Origin of the sequence: Candidatus Fonsibacter ubiquis (genome assembly GCF_002688585.1) — a bacterium.
In the GTDB taxonomy this organism is placed as follows: Bacteria; Pseudomonadota; Alphaproteobacteria; order Pelagibacterales; family Pelagibacteraceae; genus Fontibacterium; species Fontibacterium commune.
Window position 1 is genome coordinate 925,500 of sequence record NZ_CP024034.1, and the last position, 14,689, is coordinate 940,188.

Below are 14,689 nucleotides of genomic sequence, written 5' to 3' on the forward strand. Positions count from 1 at the left end.
TATGCTGAGTTATAGGCACGGATATCATGCTGGCAATGCAGCTGATGTACTAAAACATTTTATACTTACTTATGTTTTGGATTATATAAAAAAAAAGGACAAAAGTTTTATTTTTATAGACTCACATGCAGGAGCTGGAAAATATTTAATTTCTGATCCCTACATGCAAAAAAATAAAGAATACCTTCAAGGTATCAAAAAAATATTACAACTAAAAAATGATAATATTTTTTTAAAAAAATATTTAGACTTAATTAAATCTATAAATTTTAATTCTGATCTTAAAATATATCCAGGATCATGCTATCTTGCGGCAAGAAGTTTAAGACCCAATGACAACCTTCATTTTTTTGAGTTACATCCTACAGAATTTTTAAACCTTAAAAAAAACTTCAAAAATGATTCTAGAATTATTATTGAGAATGAAGACAGTTATCAAAAGCTTAGCAAATTACTTCCTCCAAAAGAAAAACGGGCTGTCATTTTAATAGATCCTTCGTATGAACTTAAAGATGAATATGATCAAGTGTTTAAAATGCTATCAGATTGTTATAAAAAATTTCCTCTAGGAGTTTATATTATTTGGTATCCTATATTAAAAAGTAAGAAAGCAGTTTCATTTGCTTTAAATATTTTAAAGAGAAATTATAAAAATCTATCTCACATAGAAATGATTACGGATAATTTAAATAGCGGAATGCAAGGTAGTGGCTTATTTATACTTAATTGTCCCTGGTCTATAGAAAAAGATATAAAAAATAGTCTAGAAATTATTTTTGATTGTTTAAAAAAAAATAATAATGTTTCTAAATTTACTTTTACAAGTAATATTAATTAAACAAATAGACTTGCAATTCCAAGAAAGGCGAAAAAACCAACAACGTCAGTAACAGTTGTTACAAAAACTGTGGCAGAAATAGCTGGATCTATCTTCATTTTATTTAGAGTGACTGGAATAGCAATTCCGGCAAGGCCAGCAACGGTTAAATTAACGATCATTGCAGCACCAATAAGAATTGCAATTTTTAAATCATTAAACCAAAAATAAACAAAAACCCCTGTAATAACTGCAAATATTATCCCATTTAATAAACCAGTTACAATTTCTCTATTTATAATTTTCATTACATTTTTTACATTCAGCTGCTGGGATGCGATCAATTGAATTGTAACTGTTAACGTTTGTGTTGCCGCATTTCCTCCCATAGATGCTACAATTGGCATTAAGACCGCAAGAGCAACAACTTTTTGTATTGTACTTTCAAAAATTCCAATAACAAATGAAGCTAGTACCGCAGTAACTAAATTTAAAAATAGCCATAAGAATCTATTTTTAGTCGTCTCTACTGGATTATCGCTAATATCTTCTGCGGCACTAATTCCTCCTAATCTTAAGGCATCCTCAACTGCTTCTTCCTTTACAATTGTTACAACGTCATCTCCGGTAATAACTCCGATTAATTTTTGCTCTTTATCAATTACTCCAGCTGACACTAAATTATATTGTGTGAAAATATTACCAACTTTTTCTTTATCAAGATCTGCTGGAATGAAAGTTTTATTTTCAGCAACTAAATCTTTAACTTTTATATTTGGATCTGACCTTAAAATATTTGAAATAGAAGCATTACCGATAGGCTTTCGATCTTGATCCACAACAAAAATTTCTAAAAATTGCTCAGGTAAATCTGTTGAGTCCCTTAAAAAATCCATCGTCTGACCAACGGTCCAATCTACATCGATAGTAACAAATTCTCTCTGCATAATTCTAGCAGCAGAATCTTTAGGATATTTTAACCCTAATCTAAAAAAATTTTGATCTTTTTGTGGAAGATTATTTAATATTTGATTCTGAAATTCTTCAGGAACATTTTCGATAATTTGAAAAGCATCATCCGATTCTAATTCTTTTACAATTGAAGATATTGTATCTGGAGTAAGCTGTTCTAATATTTCTTTTTGTAATACATCAGATAATCCTAGCACAACCTCTGGATTTAAATCTGCCGATTTATGGCTAAATAATTTTATCTGAACTTCATTTGGTAATATTTTAATTAAATCAGCAACGTCTGCTGGATGATATTTATCTAATAATTGATGAACAGAAACGAAATTATTCTGTTTAACATTTTCAATTAGTAAATTAATTTGTTCTTCAGTAAAAATATGCCCAGTTCGAACTTTAGAAGTTTGATTAGCTTCTTGGGGCATGAAATTTCTCACATATAGGTTTAGCTACTACCTATAATGAATTAAACTAAAAAAAAAGCCTAATAATGAGCTACTAGTATTGTTTTCTAGATTTAGATTCTTTTGGTCCTGTGCTCTTAGGTTTTTTCTTTTCTTTTCTTGTATCGCGACTTTTTCCCATAATAAAAATAAACTATATTAAATTAAAATTAATTCTATTGAATTTATTATTTACCCAGATAATAGCCCTAAAACTTAGATAAATGTTTTTACACAACAAAAATAAAGAGTTTTTAGGCATAACATACATGCTTTTATGTATGCTTTTTTTTTCAATTAACGATGCTTTTATAAAATACATCCTATTAATTTATAAAGACATTACTTTGCTTGGACAGGTAATCTTTATACGAGGGCTTTGTTCTACATTTATTTTAGGCTTATATCTTTATTCTAAAAAAAAACTAACTTTGGATATAATTAAATCAAAACCTCTACATGCCAGAGGAGCTATAGAGTCAATTGCAGCGATATTCTTTTTTTTAGGGCTTATGTATTTACCATTTGGAGAACTCTATTCTTTGTTAAATTTAGCTCCGATATTAATAACTGCATCAGGTGCCTTTATATTAGGAGAAAAAGTAGGTTGGCGAAGGTGGACTGCAGTAATTTTAGGTTTTGTTGGAGTTATGATTGTAATTAAACCTCACGACTTACAATTTGGATATGCCTTTATTTATCCCCTGATCTCGGCAATTTTTATAGCCCAAAGAGATACTATAACCAGAAAATATTTAGAAAAATTCGATAGTCTTCAAGTTGTTTTTATAACCTCGTTGTCTGTTACAATTTTTTTTAGCTTTGGAATGTTATTAAACTTCAAACCAATAAATCTCGAAATTTTTATTTTTATTTTTCTCTCAGCAATATTTGTGACTGCTGGATATTATTTTTCAGTACTAACTATTAAAGTTGCGAATATTTCAACAACTTCTCCATTTCGCTACACAATAATTATTTTTGGAATTATTCTTGGATATTTTATTTTTAATGAAACACCTTCAATTAATATGATTTTTGGATCCATATTAATTATAAGTAGTGGTATATTTATTATTTTTAGACAAAAAAAAATTGGACTAATTAAATAATGCAAAATTTAAAAACTCTAGTTGATTTACTAAAATCAAAAGCCAAAAAGACCTCTGAAGATGAAGATTTAATCGAATTTGTGAAGGGAAAATATTTTTTTGGAGTTGTTAAAGATCAGGGAGATTTTGAAGGAATTACAATTAGTCGAAAATTTGAAGCAAAATATTCAAAAAGAACAGGTTTTAAGATAATAGATACAATTGATAGTTATTCAGAAAAAAATTATTCAAGAATAATGCGATATTTAGAAGATTAATAAATATTTATTTTTGTATTTTATTTTATATGTTGTTTTGAACTAAGATCATAAAAATGTGCATTTTTAAAACTTGGAGAGGATTTTGTTTACTGCTAGCTTCTTGTAAAAAAAGTTGTCACGTAAATAAAAATCTAAAAAAATCTTTAAAAGAAATAAAATAGTTAGATAAATTTTTTATAAAAATATGCCATCATTTGATGTAGTTAGTAGAATAAATTATCAAGAGTTTGATAATGCTCTAGCTAATTGTTTAAGAGAAATTGGAACACGCTATGATTTTAAGGGACTTGCAATATCAATTGAAAGAAAGGATAAAACGATTACAACTCTTGCCCCAGATAACTTAAAACTTAAACAAGTGAATGAATTATTACAAACTCATTTAATTCGACGAAAAGTAGATCCAAGAGTAATTAAAATAAAAAATTCAGAAACTGCAACAGGTGGAACCGTTAGACAAATAAGTGAATTAAAAGAGGGAATTGATCAAGAGAGTGCAAAAAAAATCATAGCGCAAGTAAAAAGTTTAAAACTTAAAATTCAAGTTAAAATTCAGGGAGAAGAGTTGCGAGCAGACGGCAAAAAGAGAGATGATTTACAAGAGGCAATTGCGGCTATTAGAACCATTGATATTGGTCAGCCTATGGAATTTGTAAATTTTAGAGACTAAACTTGCTCTTTTTGATTAAAGACTTAATTTTTTTGCTAAATTTTGGTTTCTTTTTAAAACTACGATCCTTTGATGATTTTCCACTATATCGTTTTGTCATTTTGTCACGGAGTAATATAATAATTTAAACAATAAATTTTTAAAATGAAATATATAAATATTTTTTTAATATTACTTTGTTTATTTATTTCACAAGTATCAGCTCAACATAAAGACTCCAAAAACCATAGTCATAAAAGTATTGAGGCTAAAATGCCTTATCCATCAGTAGATATAAGAGTTATTAAAGACGCAAAGTCAGGCTACAATATTCAATTAATTACTAAAAATTTTAAATTTACTCCAGAAAAAATTAATAAAGAAAATGTCATGAATGAAGGCCATGCACATATTTATATTAACGGAGTTAAGAATAGAGTTTATTCTGAATGGTATCATGTTGAAGATGAAAAACTAACTCAGCCAATTAATCAAATTAGAGCTACTTTAAATGCAAACGATCACTCTGAATATGCAGTAAACTCAAGACCTATTGAAGCAATTGGTGCAATTAAAAACGAAAATATTGGTAATTGGTATAATAATAAGAAATAATTATTTACAAGGCAAATTCGATCTCTTCCAGCCTTCTCCTGTTGCTGGATTTCCCTCAAAGCCATCTGAAATATTAATTACGTTTTTATAACCCTCTTGTTGTAATAATTTTGCAGCAGCCATTGATCTCACCCCAGACCTACAAATAACTAAAATATTATCTTTTTTAGAAATTTTTTTATCAAGAAATTCTTTTATAAAATTCTCATTTTTTATTCTATCAGGCCCCACTAACAGTGAGATAAATAATGTTTTAGAATTTAATAATTCAGCATCAGGCTTTCCAACACTATTCCACTCCTCTTCAGTTCTTACATCAAGAACTATGTTGTTAGAATTGTCGTTTAAAAAATCTTTAACTTTTTTAGATGGGATATTAAAAATCTCAGTCATAAAATTATTTTATATTTCCAAATGACAAAGTTTTTAGTTCTAAATATTCTTCCATTCCATATTTTGCACCTTCTCTACCAATTCCAGACTGTTTAATTCCTCCAAATGGCATATAGGCACTTGCAAAAATTCCTGTGTTAATTCCAACCATTCCAACTTCAATAGCCTCTGCTACTCTCCAAATTCTTGCAATATCCTTTGAAAAAAAATATGCGGCAAGCCCGAACTCAGTGTTATTTGCAAACTCAATAACTTCCTCCTCCGTTTTGAATTTAAAAAAAGGGGCCACAGGTCCAAATGTTTCTTCGTTTGCAAGTTTCATACTTTTATTAACATTCGCTAAAACTGTGGGCTCGTAAAATCTACCACCTAGCATATGACGTTTTCCACCAAGTTCAATTTTAGCTCCCTTTTGAACAGCGTCTTTAATATGCTCTTCAACTTTTGCAATCGCCGCATCATCAATTAATGGTCCAAGTTGAGTATCACCTTTTAATCCATCTCCCATTTTTAATTTTTTAACAACATCAACTACTTTTTTTACAAAAACATCATAAATCTTTTCTTGAACGTAAATTCGATTTGGAGAAACACAGACTTGTCCTGTGTTTCTAAATTTCCCTAGCATTAATCCCTCAACTGCAGCATCAAGATCGCAATCATCAAATACGATAAATGGAGCATTTCCTCCAAGCTCTAATGAAAGCTTTTTTACAGTGCTTGCACTTTGCTCCATTAAAATTCTTCCAACTGCTGTACTTCCGGTAAATGAGATTTTTCTAACTTTTGGATTTGAAGTAATTTCTTTTCCAATTTCTTCAGGATCACCTGTGATAATATTTATAACCCCTTTTGGAAAACCTGCTTTTTCAGCAAGGACTACGAATGCAATTGCTGTAAGAGGAGTTTGTTCCGCAGGTTTAATTACAAAAGTACATCCCGCAGCAAGTCCTGGCGCACATTTTCTTGTAATCATTGCTGCTGGAAAATTCCAAGGTGTAATAGCAGCACAAACTCCAATTGGCTGCTTAAGAGTTATCATTCGTTTATCTTTTATTGGATCCGGAAGAACATCTCCGTAAACTCTTTTTGCTTCTTCAGCAAACCATTCTATAAAATTTGCAGCATAAACAATTTCACCTTTTGCTTCACTTAAAGGTTTTCCTTGTTCAGTGGTCATGATTATTGCAAGATCATCTTGGTTTTCAATAACCAAGTCATACCACTTCTTTAAAATTTTTGATCTTTCATGAGCAGTTAATTTTGACCAACTTCTAAATGCAACTTCAGCAGCATTAATTGCATCTGATGTTTCCTTCTTTCCAAAATTTGGAACTTCCGCCAATAATTTACCGGTTGCAGGATTAATAATTTTTATTTTTTTTTCTAAACCAACCCAAGACCCATTTACGTAGCATTTGTAAATTAACAAACTTTGATTTTTTATATTCATTTTTAAGTATATTTTGGGCTTAAATTGAGCTTTTTTTAATATTATATGCAAACGAATTGAAACTCAAACCTTAGTATATTTAAACTTGTCAATATTATTAGCCTATATAAACTGAAATACTTTTAAATTAACAAAATAAGGGAAATAACTAAATGTTTAAAAAAATAACAAGTTTATTTACTGCAATAACTTTTATTGCTGTAACTTCACTATTTGGTTTATCTGCATCTGCTCAAACTCCAATGGTAATTAAATTGAGTCACGTAGTTGCTGAAAATACACCAAAAGGTCTTGCTTCTTTAAAATTTAAAGAACTTGCTGAAAAAAAACTACCTGGAAAAGTACAAGTTCAAGTGTTTCCAAGTTCACAATTATTTGGTGATGCTAAAGAACTTGAGGCTCTTTTACTGAATGACGTACAAATTATAAATCCTTCACTTTCAAAATTTGATCGTTATACAAAGAAAATTTCTGTATTTGATTTACCATTCTTATTTAAAGATGCTAAAGCGGCAGCAGATTTTCAAAAATCAAAAGAGGGTCAAGCTTTACTTAAATCGATGGAAGATAAAGGTTTAATTGGACTTGCTTACTGGCATAACGGTATGAAACATTTTTCTACCAATAAAGATTTTAGAGTTCCAGCTGATGTCAAAGGTTTAAAATTTAGAATTCAACCTTCTGATGTTTATGAATCTTTTATAAAATCAATTGGGGGCAGTGCTCAAAAAATGGCATTTGCAGAAGTTTATCAAGGCTTACAAACTGGAGTAGTTGATGGTCAAGAAAATACCTTTTCTAACATCTACTCACAAAAATTCCATGAAGTTCAAAAAACAATAGTTGAAACAAATCATGGAATTTTAGATTACATGGTCGTTGTAAATGCTAAATGGTGGAATAGTTTGCCAGCTGATATCAAAAAAGGTTTGTCCGAAGCAATGGCAGAGGCAACAATTTATAATAATCAAATTGGTCAACAGAAAAATGATGAGGCTAGAAAATTAATCGTTGATTCTGGAAAAGCAAAAGTAGTTAAGTTGACTGATGCACAATTGGCTGAATGGAGAAAAGCTGTTGCGCCTGTTTATGCTCAATTTGAAAAAGATATCGGGGCAGATTTAATCAAAGCTGCTCAAAGTCATAGTTTAAAAAAATAATTTTTTATTAATCCAGCGCAGCTAAAGTCTGCGCTGGATTTTTTTTAATACTTTATGAAAAAATTTTACGAAAACTTTGAACAATATTTTGTAGCTTGTTTATTGGCTGGAATGACACTTTTAGCTGTCGTTAATGTTTTTGTAAGATACGTTCTAAAAGGAAATATTACATGGGCAATGGAGGCAAAAATCTTCATGTTTGCTTGGCTTATATTTTTTGGAGCAAGTTGGGGCATTAGAATTGGTGCTCATATTGGCATGGAGTCTTTTGTAAATTTATTTTCAAGTAAAATTAAAAGATTATTTGCATTATTTGCTGTTTTATTATGTTTAACATATGCAGTTATAATTTTAATTGGCAGTTACAATTATGTTGAAAAAATCTACTCAATTGGAATTCTTTCGCAAGATATAAAATGGTTACCACAGTGGGTGCCAAGATTAATTATGCCTATCGGATATGGCCTTATCATTTTTAGATTAGTTGAAATTTTAATAAGAATTATTCTTGGTAAACAAGATAACCTTAATTTATTAGATGAAGCAAAGGATGCTATAAAATCTTTTAAATTTGATAATAACAATCCAAAACAATGACAACATTAACATTATTCTCAGTTTTATTTGTTTGTATTCTTATTGGAGTGCCAATCGCAGTTTCTTTAGGTTTATCAAGTCTTATTGCAATATTATTATTTGGTAAAGATTCTCTTGCCTCCTTATCACTTAAACTTTTTGATACCTCAGAACATTACACCTTAATGGCAATTCCTTTTTTTATTTTAGGAGGGGCTTTAATGAGTACTGGAGGAGTTGCAAAAAGACTAGTTAGATTTGCTGTTGCGTGCGTTGGACACATAAGAGGAGGTCTTGCGATATCTGCAGTTCTCGCTTGTACATTTTTTGCTGCAGTATCAGGATCTTCGCCTGCAACAGTTGTTGCTGTAGGCAGTATCATGATTGCGGGTATGGTTAGCGCTGGTTATACAAAAGAATTTGCGGCTGGAGTGATGTGCAATGCAGGAACTCTTGGAATTTTAATGCCTCCATCTATTGTGATGGTTGTATATTGTGCAGTCACTGAACAATCAGTTGGAAGATTATTTTTAGCAGGAATTATTCCTGCATTATTACTTGCAAGTTCACTAATGCTTGCAATCTATATACGAGCGCGCATGATAGGTTTGCCTTCTCAACCTAAAGCATCAACCAAAGAACTTATCGATAGTGCTAAAGATGCTGTATGGGGATTTTTTCTTTTATTTATAATTATGGGTGGAATTTATGGAGGAATTTTTACACCAACAGAGGCAGCGGCCGTTGCAGCCGTTTATGCAGTACTCGTTTCATTATTTATTTACAAAGATATTACTTTTAAAACTCTTCCCCACGTTTTTGTTGATGCATCCAAAACAACAGTGATGCTGATGTTTATAATTGCAAATGCTATTTTATTTGCACATATTTTAACTACAGAAAGAATACCACAACTCATAACTGAACAAATCACAAGCATGGGTCTTTCACCTATAGTATTTTTAATTATCGTAAATCTTATTTTATTAGTTGCTGGTAATTTTATGGAACCAACAGCAATTTTATTAATTTTAGCACCAATATTTTTTCCAATTGCAGTCGCACTAGGAATAGATCCAATTCATCTTGGAATTATAATGGTGGTTAATATGGAAATTGGAATGATTACACCGCCTGTGGGGCTAAACCTTTTTGTAACATCTGGCATAACCGGTATGCCTTTATTGAGTGTAGTTAAAGCGGCTTTTCCTTGGCTAAGTGTTTTGTTGGTTTTTTTAGTTATTATCACTTACTTTCCAAAAATATCAACTATTCTTCCTGATATGATTATGGGGCCTCAGGATAAAATAATCTTAAAACAAAGATAATTCAAAATGAAAGCAAAACTAATAAAAAATATTTCTGAAAAAATAGCTTACGCTAGATATAAAAAAAATTTTTTACCAAAAATTTCTAAAAATTTAATTAGCAATCCTAATACCGCAACTCAAATCTGTCGAGATGCTGAGATGGAATTACTATGGAATCCAATTGGTTTTAAAGCTGGAGCTACAAATAAAAGTATGTGGAATAAATTAAAAGCAAAAAAACCTTTCTTTTCTTATTTATATGAAGAAAGCACATACAAAAATAATGGTAAAGTGCCATTTCAAAAAAACCTATTAGGAGCAGAACTTGAGGTTGCTTTTAAAATTAAGAATGAAGTTTTTAATTTTAATAAAAAAATTACTAAATCAAACATAAGTAAATTTATTATTGGGATAGCTCCTGCAATTGAAGTTGTAGGATTTAGACAAAAATTAAAAGCAATAGATTGTCTTGGTCGAATGATTTCAGATTTTGGCTTAAACGTTGCCTTTGTTGCTGGGAAATTAAAAAAATATAGTTTAAAAAAAATAACTTCAGTCCCAACTACTTTAATAAATAAAACTGCCAAAAAAAATTACCCAGGTAATACAAAAATTGTCCTTGGCAATCCAATTAATTCTCTAATTTGGCTTCTTAATGAGATTAAGAAAAATAATATGATATTAAGTTTTGATTTTTGGGTAACTTCAGGATCATCTACTCCTATTATTCCTATAAAAAAAGGTGATCTTTTTTACGGAAATATTAAAGGTCTTGGTAGTGTATCTGTCAAAATAAGTTAAATTATTTTTTAGAAACTGCAGTTTTTTTTGAAAGATAAATTAACAAAATAATTGCAACTGAAAAAATAATTGTAAGGAAATCCAAATTTTCTCCAAGAATATAAATTGAAAATGCAAAAGTAAAAAAAGGCATCAGTAACTGAATCTGACTGACACGAACAGCTCCTCCTAAATCCAGCCCCTTATACCAGGCAAAAAATCCTATCCACTGCGAAAATATTGCAACATATAAAAAACCAATCCATGAAATAATATTAATTTCAGTTTTTGGAAAATAATAAATTGCAAAACCGAAATGAAATGGCATGGCAAGAACAAGCGCCCATGAAATAACCTCTGGTGCAGCCATAACTTTAGTAAGTTTAGCTCCAAAATTATAACCCACAGCTGCAGCAATTACAGCAATACAAAAAAGTATATCATAATGGGATATTTCAAATGTAGTATTTGAATTTTCGTTATGAAGCAGGATGTAAATAACAACAATAATACTTCCAAAAAAAGCACATAACCAAAAACTTTTAGATGCCTTTTGTTTAAAATAAAATGATGCAAAAATCGCTGTTGCAAGAGGTAAGAAAGCTAAGATAACACCTGCGTGAATTGAGGTAGAATAAATTAAACCAAAAGATAGTGTCAAAGGAAACGTAACGGACAGGCATAAAGCAATTACAGAAAAATTTAGTAGATCTTTTTTCTGAGGGATCTTTTTTTTTAAAGTAAGTAAATATAAGAGTGATAAAAAACCAGCAAGCGTTGATCTTCCAAAGGTAATAAATTCTGCAGAAAGTTGGCTATTACTTGGTCCTAATGCAATTTTCGTTGCAACTGGAGTAATTGAAAATATTAATATTCCAACGAATCCATAAATAAATCCCCTACTTTCATTACTTAAATTGAGGAAAAAATTATTAAAAGGCATTAATCAGTAAGTTGTATCTTAAAAAAAAAAAAAAGTGACAAAAAAGCAACAATAAAACTCAATAAAATCAGTATTTTTAAACAACTAATAATAACGTACTTCATTTATATGTATATATAAGGTGTAAGTTTCTCAATATTAATTATAAAGGTTCTTAAGTTTAATTAAACAATTAATAAGGTTATTATAATGAATAAAACAAAAACTTTGTTGGCAACAACAATACTAGCTACTTCATTTTCCACAGCTGCATATTCTCAAAATATTAATGTGGGTATTTCTGGTGCATTCGGAAAAATGGATGCTGAAGGAACAGAAACTAACGTTACTGCAAAAGCAAAAAAATCAGGAGATGCAAATTTCCCATTTGCTTCAATATTTGCAGAATACAATTTAGTAGTTGATAAATCTTTGACTATGGTACTTGGCTTGGATTATGTCCCGCTTAGCACTGAGATTGAAGATACATCAAGAGCTGATACAAATTTAGGCGGTGGTGGAGCTGGTAGCGGAAGTAACCCTACAACAACTTCTACAAAAAAAGCAAAGTTAGAATTAGAAAATCACGCGACACTATATTTACAACCAACTTATAGTTTAGGTGGTGGTCTTTCTGTTTTTGGAAAAGTTGGATACTCTCATGCAGATTTGCAAGTTACATCGAATAACGCTGCAACAGGATCCACTCTAAATAAGAAAGATGATCTAGAAGGTTACCTTGTTGGTGTTGGTGTTCAAAAGAATATTGATAAAAGTACTTTTGTTAGATTTGAAGCAAACTACACTGACTACGATACTGTGACTTATACAAATAGTAATGGTACAAGATTTACTGCAGATCCAAAGTTATATGCTGCAAAAATTTCGGTTGGAAAGAGTTTCTAATTAAAAAAATTTTATAAAAGCCTCAGATAACTTTTTATCTGGGGCTTTTTTATTTCTTAACTAATCTTTCCTTTTCAAATAATAAAGCTAAACGATCAATAATATAATCAGAAGCCTCAAAAACATTTTTTGGATTAAATACTTTTGTCTCAACAGTATCGGTTCTATCTTCTAATGTAATATCATTTATTAAACGCTCTGATGCATTCTCTCCTTTGATATAAAGCAAAAATAAATAGTCATTATCAGGTGTGTCTTGATTTTTTATAAAACACTCACCACTTTCAGCAATATTGTCAATAAAAGCGAGTGGTGGTCTTTTTTTAGTTAAGTATCTTTTGTTAACTTGAAATACAATTGATTTCATATTTCTAGAATATTTTTCTAATCGTTCAACAACTTGTTGTTTAATTTCATTCTCTCGCTTTTGTGCATCTAATATAGCTCTGGCCTCTTCTCTCGTTCTTCTTTGTATTTCGAGCTCTGCTAACTTTGCTTCTCTTCTTTTAAGCTTAATCTCTTTTATTTTATCTCTAAAAACTTTTAGTCGTTCTTCAATACCTCTTAATTGATTTTTTAATTGATATATTTTTTCTTTTTCTTGTCGTTTATGATCCTTAAGTTGTAAATCTAATCGTTTTTCTAATGCTTTTTGCTCAATAATAATTCTTTTTTCTAAAGCCTTCTGTTCTCTTTCTAGATGACGAAGCTCTAGTTGCTTTGCTCTGAGTAATTCCTTATTAAATTGATGTTTCTTTTTTTTTAGCTCAATAATTTCACGTAAATTTTTTTTTTTTAATAATTCAAGCTCTCGCTTTCTCAAGATAGCCTGTTGCTTGGCAATCTTAAGTTGTTTTTTTTGTCTATTTTCTTTCCAAGAAACAATCTTATTTTGAAAATAAGATTTTAATCCAAAAAAATTATTTAATTGATCTTTAATATAAAGGCTAAATTTATTTAGGAGATTATTTTTATATTTTACTATTTTTTTATTTTTTAATCTTTTTTTAGTAATTTTTATTTTTTTTAAAGATTTTCTTTTTTTTCTTGTTTTTTTAGTTTTACGTTTTTTAATAAAAATCTTTTTTTTTATTTTATTCTTATTTATTTTTTTAATTTTTATTATTTTTTTTTTATAAAATTTTTTCTTGACGATAAATTTTTTAATTATTTTTTTTTTTAAAGGTTTATTTTTTCTTGATATTTTTTTTCTAAATATTTTTTTTTTAAATAACTTTTTTTTTGAAATTATTTTATTTTTTTTAGATGACGCTTTTTTATTATTTTTCTTTTTTTTCATTACTAATAAGCAAAAATATTATGTCAAATAAGAATAATTATAACTAACATTAAAATGAAAAAATAATAGATAATTAATTATCTACAAAAAATTTACGTCTTTCAGATCTTGTGTTAAATTTAATCTTTGCTGATCACTGAGAGCAACCAAAGGTGGTCTAAGGCTAGACCAATTAATATGTTCTTTAATTTTCGTAGCTTTTAAAGCTGCAATTACAGGATATTTTTCAAAAACATCTCTGACAGCTTTTATTTTTTTGTTAATTACTTGTCCTTCTGGTTTATCAAAAGAATTTATTAATTTTGACGCTTCGATATTTACATTGGTAGTAGCGCTAATGCAGCCAGAGCAGCCAATATGAAGTCCATCGTAAAGAAATTTTTCACTTCCAGGGTAAACAATAAAATTTTTTATTTCTTTATACTTTTTTGTATTTTCGAAATTTCCTGAGCTATCTTTTATTCCCATAATAATATCTGAAAACTCATTTTTAAGTCTGTTAACAAGATCTATGGAAATAGTTACACCACTTACTTGGGGAATATTATAAAGAAATATACGAAGATTTTTTGATTTTACTCCACTGATAATCTCTTTGTAATATTGATAAACGCCTTCATCTGAAACATTTTTATAGTAAAATGGTGGAAGTAGTAATACTGAGTATATTCCATTTTCTACAGCAACCTTAGTAAGTAAACTGGCATCTACAAAAGAAGTATTTCCAGTTCCAATAATTACCTTTTCTTTGGGCAAATCACTGTTTGCTAAGACTTTAATTAAATCTATCTTCTCAGATACAGAAATAGAGTTTGCTTCTCCTGTTGTTCCTAATGGCGCTAAACTAATATTATTATTTAGTAAAAATTCACAATGCGAGATGAATAATTTAGTATCGATACTGAAATCCTTTTTAAAAGGGGTCAAGACTGCTGAATAAACTGCTTTTTCCATAATATAATTTTTTAATTAGAACGGTTGTAGATATTATCTATAAAAAAACAATAATTTAAAATAAATA

General features: G+C 29.3%; 16 protein-coding genes. 10 read left to right on the forward strand and 6 right to left on the reverse strand.

Features of this window, described 5'->3' with window-relative positions; translation table 11 throughout:
* Position 1: 1 nt before the first annotated feature.
* Complete coding sequence (locus CR143_RS05025) at positions 2 to 838, forward strand: 23S rRNA (adenine(2030)-N(6))-methyltransferase RlmJ (RefSeq protein WP_099340733.1); 837 nt, start codon at positions 2 to 4, stop codon at positions 836 to 838.
* On the opposite strand, the gene mgtE is transcribed toward CR143_RS05025, so the two are convergent.
* Positions 835 to 2,214: a magnesium transporter gene (gene mgtE / locus CR143_RS05030; protein WP_099340734.1), complete on the reverse strand. Its 1,380-nt coding sequence runs from the start codon at positions 2,212 to 2,214 to the stop codon at positions 835 to 837. The genes CR143_RS05025 and mgtE overlap by 4 nt on opposite strands.
* A 242-nt stretch (positions 2,215 to 2,456) precedes the next feature.
* Between mgtE and CR143_RS05035 the strand changes: the two genes are divergently transcribed.
* From CR143_RS05035 to CR143_RS05050, 4 genes are all read left to right on the forward strand, one after another.
* Positions 2,457 to 3,344 (forward strand): DMT family transporter, encoded by an 888-nt coding sequence (locus CR143_RS05035; protein WP_099340735.1) that lies wholly within the window; start codon positions 2,457 to 2,459, stop codon positions 3,342 to 3,344.
* Positions 3,344 to 3,601, forward strand: a complete 258-nt coding sequence (locus tag CR143_RS05040; RefSeq protein ID WP_099340736.1) for a hypothetical protein — start codon at positions 3,344 to 3,346, stop codon at positions 3,599 to 3,601. The genes CR143_RS05035 and CR143_RS05040 overlap by 1 nt, the downstream gene beginning before the upstream one ends.
* A 187-nt stretch (positions 3,602 to 3,788) precedes the next feature.
* A complete protein-coding gene (locus CR143_RS05045) occupies positions 3,789 to 4,274 on the forward strand; it encodes a YajQ family cyclic di-GMP-binding protein (RefSeq protein ID WP_099340737.1) in 486 nt (161 codons plus the stop codon).
* A gap of 144 nt (positions 4,275 to 4,418) precedes the next feature.
* Positions 4,419 to 4,868 (forward strand): hypothetical protein, encoded by a 450-nt coding sequence (locus CR143_RS05050; protein WP_099340738.1) that lies wholly within the window; start codon positions 4,419 to 4,421, stop codon positions 4,866 to 4,868.
* On the opposite strand, the gene CR143_RS05055 is transcribed toward CR143_RS05050, so the two are convergent.
* Positions 4,869 to 5,261 carry a rhodanese-like domain-containing protein gene (locus CR143_RS05055; RefSeq protein ID WP_099340739.1) on the reverse strand — a complete coding sequence of 131 codons (393 nt, stop codon included), beginning with the start codon at positions 5,259 to 5,261 and terminating at the stop codon, positions 4,869 to 4,871. It abuts the gene before it with no gap.
* A 4-nt stretch (positions 5,262 to 5,265) separates the two neighbouring features.
* Positions 5,266 to 6,714: an NAD-dependent succinate-semialdehyde dehydrogenase gene (locus CR143_RS05060; RefSeq protein ID WP_099340740.1), complete on the reverse strand. Its 1,449-nt coding sequence runs from the start codon at positions 6,712 to 6,714 to the stop codon at positions 5,266 to 5,268.
* Between the two features lie 152 nt (positions 6,715 to 6,866).
* Here CR143_RS05060 and CR143_RS05065 point away from each other — a divergent pair, with 152 nt between their 5' ends.
* The 4 genes from CR143_RS05065 to CR143_RS05080 are packed head-to-tail and all read left to right on the forward strand — an operon-like array spanning position 6,867 to position 10,561.
* Positions 6,867 to 7,874, forward strand: coding sequence for a TRAP transporter substrate-binding protein (locus CR143_RS05065; RefSeq protein ID WP_099340741.1), 1,008 nt, complete (start codon positions 6,867 to 6,869; stop codon positions 7,872 to 7,874).
* Between the two features lie 54 nt (positions 7,875 to 7,928).
* The gene (locus CR143_RS05070; protein ID WP_099340742.1) at positions 7,929 to 8,471 is read left to right on the forward strand and encodes a TRAP transporter small permease; all 543 of its coding nucleotides are present in this window, start codon (positions 7,929 to 7,931) and stop codon (positions 8,469 to 8,471) included.
* Positions 8,468 to 9,778, forward strand: coding sequence for a TRAP transporter large permease (locus CR143_RS05075; RefSeq protein ID WP_099340743.1), 1,311 nt, complete (start codon positions 8,468 to 8,470; stop codon positions 9,776 to 9,778). The genes CR143_RS05070 and CR143_RS05075 overlap by 4 nt, the downstream gene beginning before the upstream one ends.
* Before the next feature lie 6 nt (positions 9,779 to 9,784).
* A complete protein-coding gene (locus tag CR143_RS05080) occupies positions 9,785 to 10,561 on the forward strand; it encodes a 2-keto-4-pentenoate hydratase (protein ID WP_099340744.1) in 777 nt (258 codons plus the stop codon).
* Between the two features lies 1 nt (position 10,562).
* On the opposite strand, the gene CR143_RS05085 is transcribed toward CR143_RS05080, so the two are convergent.
* Positions 10,563 to 11,483: a DMT family transporter gene (locus CR143_RS05085; RefSeq protein WP_099340745.1), complete on the reverse strand. Its 921-nt coding sequence runs from the start codon at positions 11,481 to 11,483 to the stop codon at positions 10,563 to 10,565.
* Positions 11,484 to 11,672: 189 nt separating this feature from the next.
* Between CR143_RS05085 and CR143_RS05090 the strand changes: the two genes are divergently transcribed.
* Positions 11,673 to 12,368 (forward strand): outer membrane beta-barrel protein, encoded by a 696-nt coding sequence (locus CR143_RS05090; protein ID WP_099340746.1) that lies wholly within the window; start codon positions 11,673 to 11,675, stop codon positions 12,366 to 12,368.
* Positions 12,369 to 12,417: 49 nt separating this feature from the next.
* On the opposite strand, the gene CR143_RS05095 is transcribed toward CR143_RS05090, so the two are convergent.
* Together CR143_RS05095 and CR143_RS05100 are read right to left on the reverse strand one after the other, a co-directional pair.
* The gene (locus CR143_RS05095) at positions 12,418 to 13,668 is read right to left on the reverse strand and encodes a hypothetical protein (RefSeq protein ID WP_099340747.1); all 1,251 of its coding nucleotides are present in this window, start codon (positions 13,666 to 13,668) and stop codon (positions 12,418 to 12,420) included.
* An 81-nt stretch (positions 13,669 to 13,749) separates the two neighbouring features.
* Positions 13,750 to 14,622 (reverse strand): dihydrodipicolinate synthase family protein, encoded by an 873-nt coding sequence (locus CR143_RS05100; protein ID WP_099340748.1) that lies wholly within the window; start codon positions 14,620 to 14,622, stop codon positions 13,750 to 13,752.
* Positions 14,623 to 14,689 lie beyond the last annotated feature (67 nt).

What these genes read in the sequence shown, in the direction of transcription:
- CR143_RS05025 (WP_099340733.1), top strand. Translation starts at nt 2, where the DNA reads ATGCTGAGTTATAGGCACGGATATCATGCTGGCAATGCAGCTGATGTA.
- mgtE (WP_099340734.1), bottom strand. Translation starts at nt 2,214, where the DNA reads ATGCCCCAAGAAGCTAATCAAACTTCTAAAGTTCGAACTGGGCATATT.
- CR143_RS05035 (WP_099340735.1), top strand. Translation starts at nt 2,457, where the DNA reads ATGTTTTTACACAACAAAAATAAAGAGTTTTTAGGCATAACATACATG.
- CR143_RS05040 (WP_099340736.1), top strand. Translation starts at nt 3,344, where the DNA reads ATGCAAAATTTAAAAACTCTAGTTGATTTACTAAAATCAAAAGCCAAA.
- CR143_RS05045 (WP_099340737.1), top strand. Translation starts at nt 3,789, where the DNA reads ATGCCATCATTTGATGTAGTTAGTAGAATAAATTATCAAGAGTTTGAT.
- CR143_RS05050 (WP_099340738.1), top strand. Translation starts at nt 4,419, where the DNA reads ATGAAATATATAAATATTTTTTTAATATTACTTTGTTTATTTATTTCA.
- CR143_RS05055 (WP_099340739.1), bottom strand. Translation starts at nt 5,261, where the DNA reads ATGACTGAGATTTTTAATATCCCATCTAAAAAAGTTAAAGATTTTTTA.
- CR143_RS05060 (WP_099340740.1), bottom strand. Translation starts at nt 6,714, where the DNA reads ATGAATATAAAAAATCAAAGTTTGTTAATTTACAAATGCTACGTAAAT.
- CR143_RS05065 (WP_099340741.1), top strand. Translation starts at nt 6,867, where the DNA reads ATGTTTAAAAAAATAACAAGTTTATTTACTGCAATAACTTTTATTGCT.
- CR143_RS05070 (WP_099340742.1), top strand. Translation starts at nt 7,929, where the DNA reads ATGAAAAAATTTTACGAAAACTTTGAACAATATTTTGTAGCTTGTTTA.
- CR143_RS05075 (WP_099340743.1), top strand. Translation starts at nt 8,468, where the DNA reads ATGACAACATTAACATTATTCTCAGTTTTATTTGTTTGTATTCTTATT.
- CR143_RS05080 (WP_099340744.1), top strand. Translation starts at nt 9,785, where the DNA reads ATGAAAGCAAAACTAATAAAAAATATTTCTGAAAAAATAGCTTACGCT.
- CR143_RS05085 (WP_099340745.1), bottom strand. Translation starts at nt 11,483, where the DNA reads ATGCCTTTTAATAATTTTTTCCTCAATTTAAGTAATGAAAGTAGGGGA.
- CR143_RS05090 (WP_099340746.1), top strand. Translation starts at nt 11,673, where the DNA reads ATGAATAAAACAAAAACTTTGTTGGCAACAACAATACTAGCTACTTCA.
- CR143_RS05095 (WP_099340747.1), bottom strand. Translation starts at nt 13,668, where the DNA reads ATGAAAAAAAAGAAAAATAATAAAAAAGCGTCATCTAAAAAAAATAAA.
- CR143_RS05100 (WP_099340748.1), bottom strand. Translation starts at nt 14,622, where the DNA reads ATGGAAAAAGCAGTTTATTCAGCAGTCTTGACCCCTTTTAAAAAGGAT.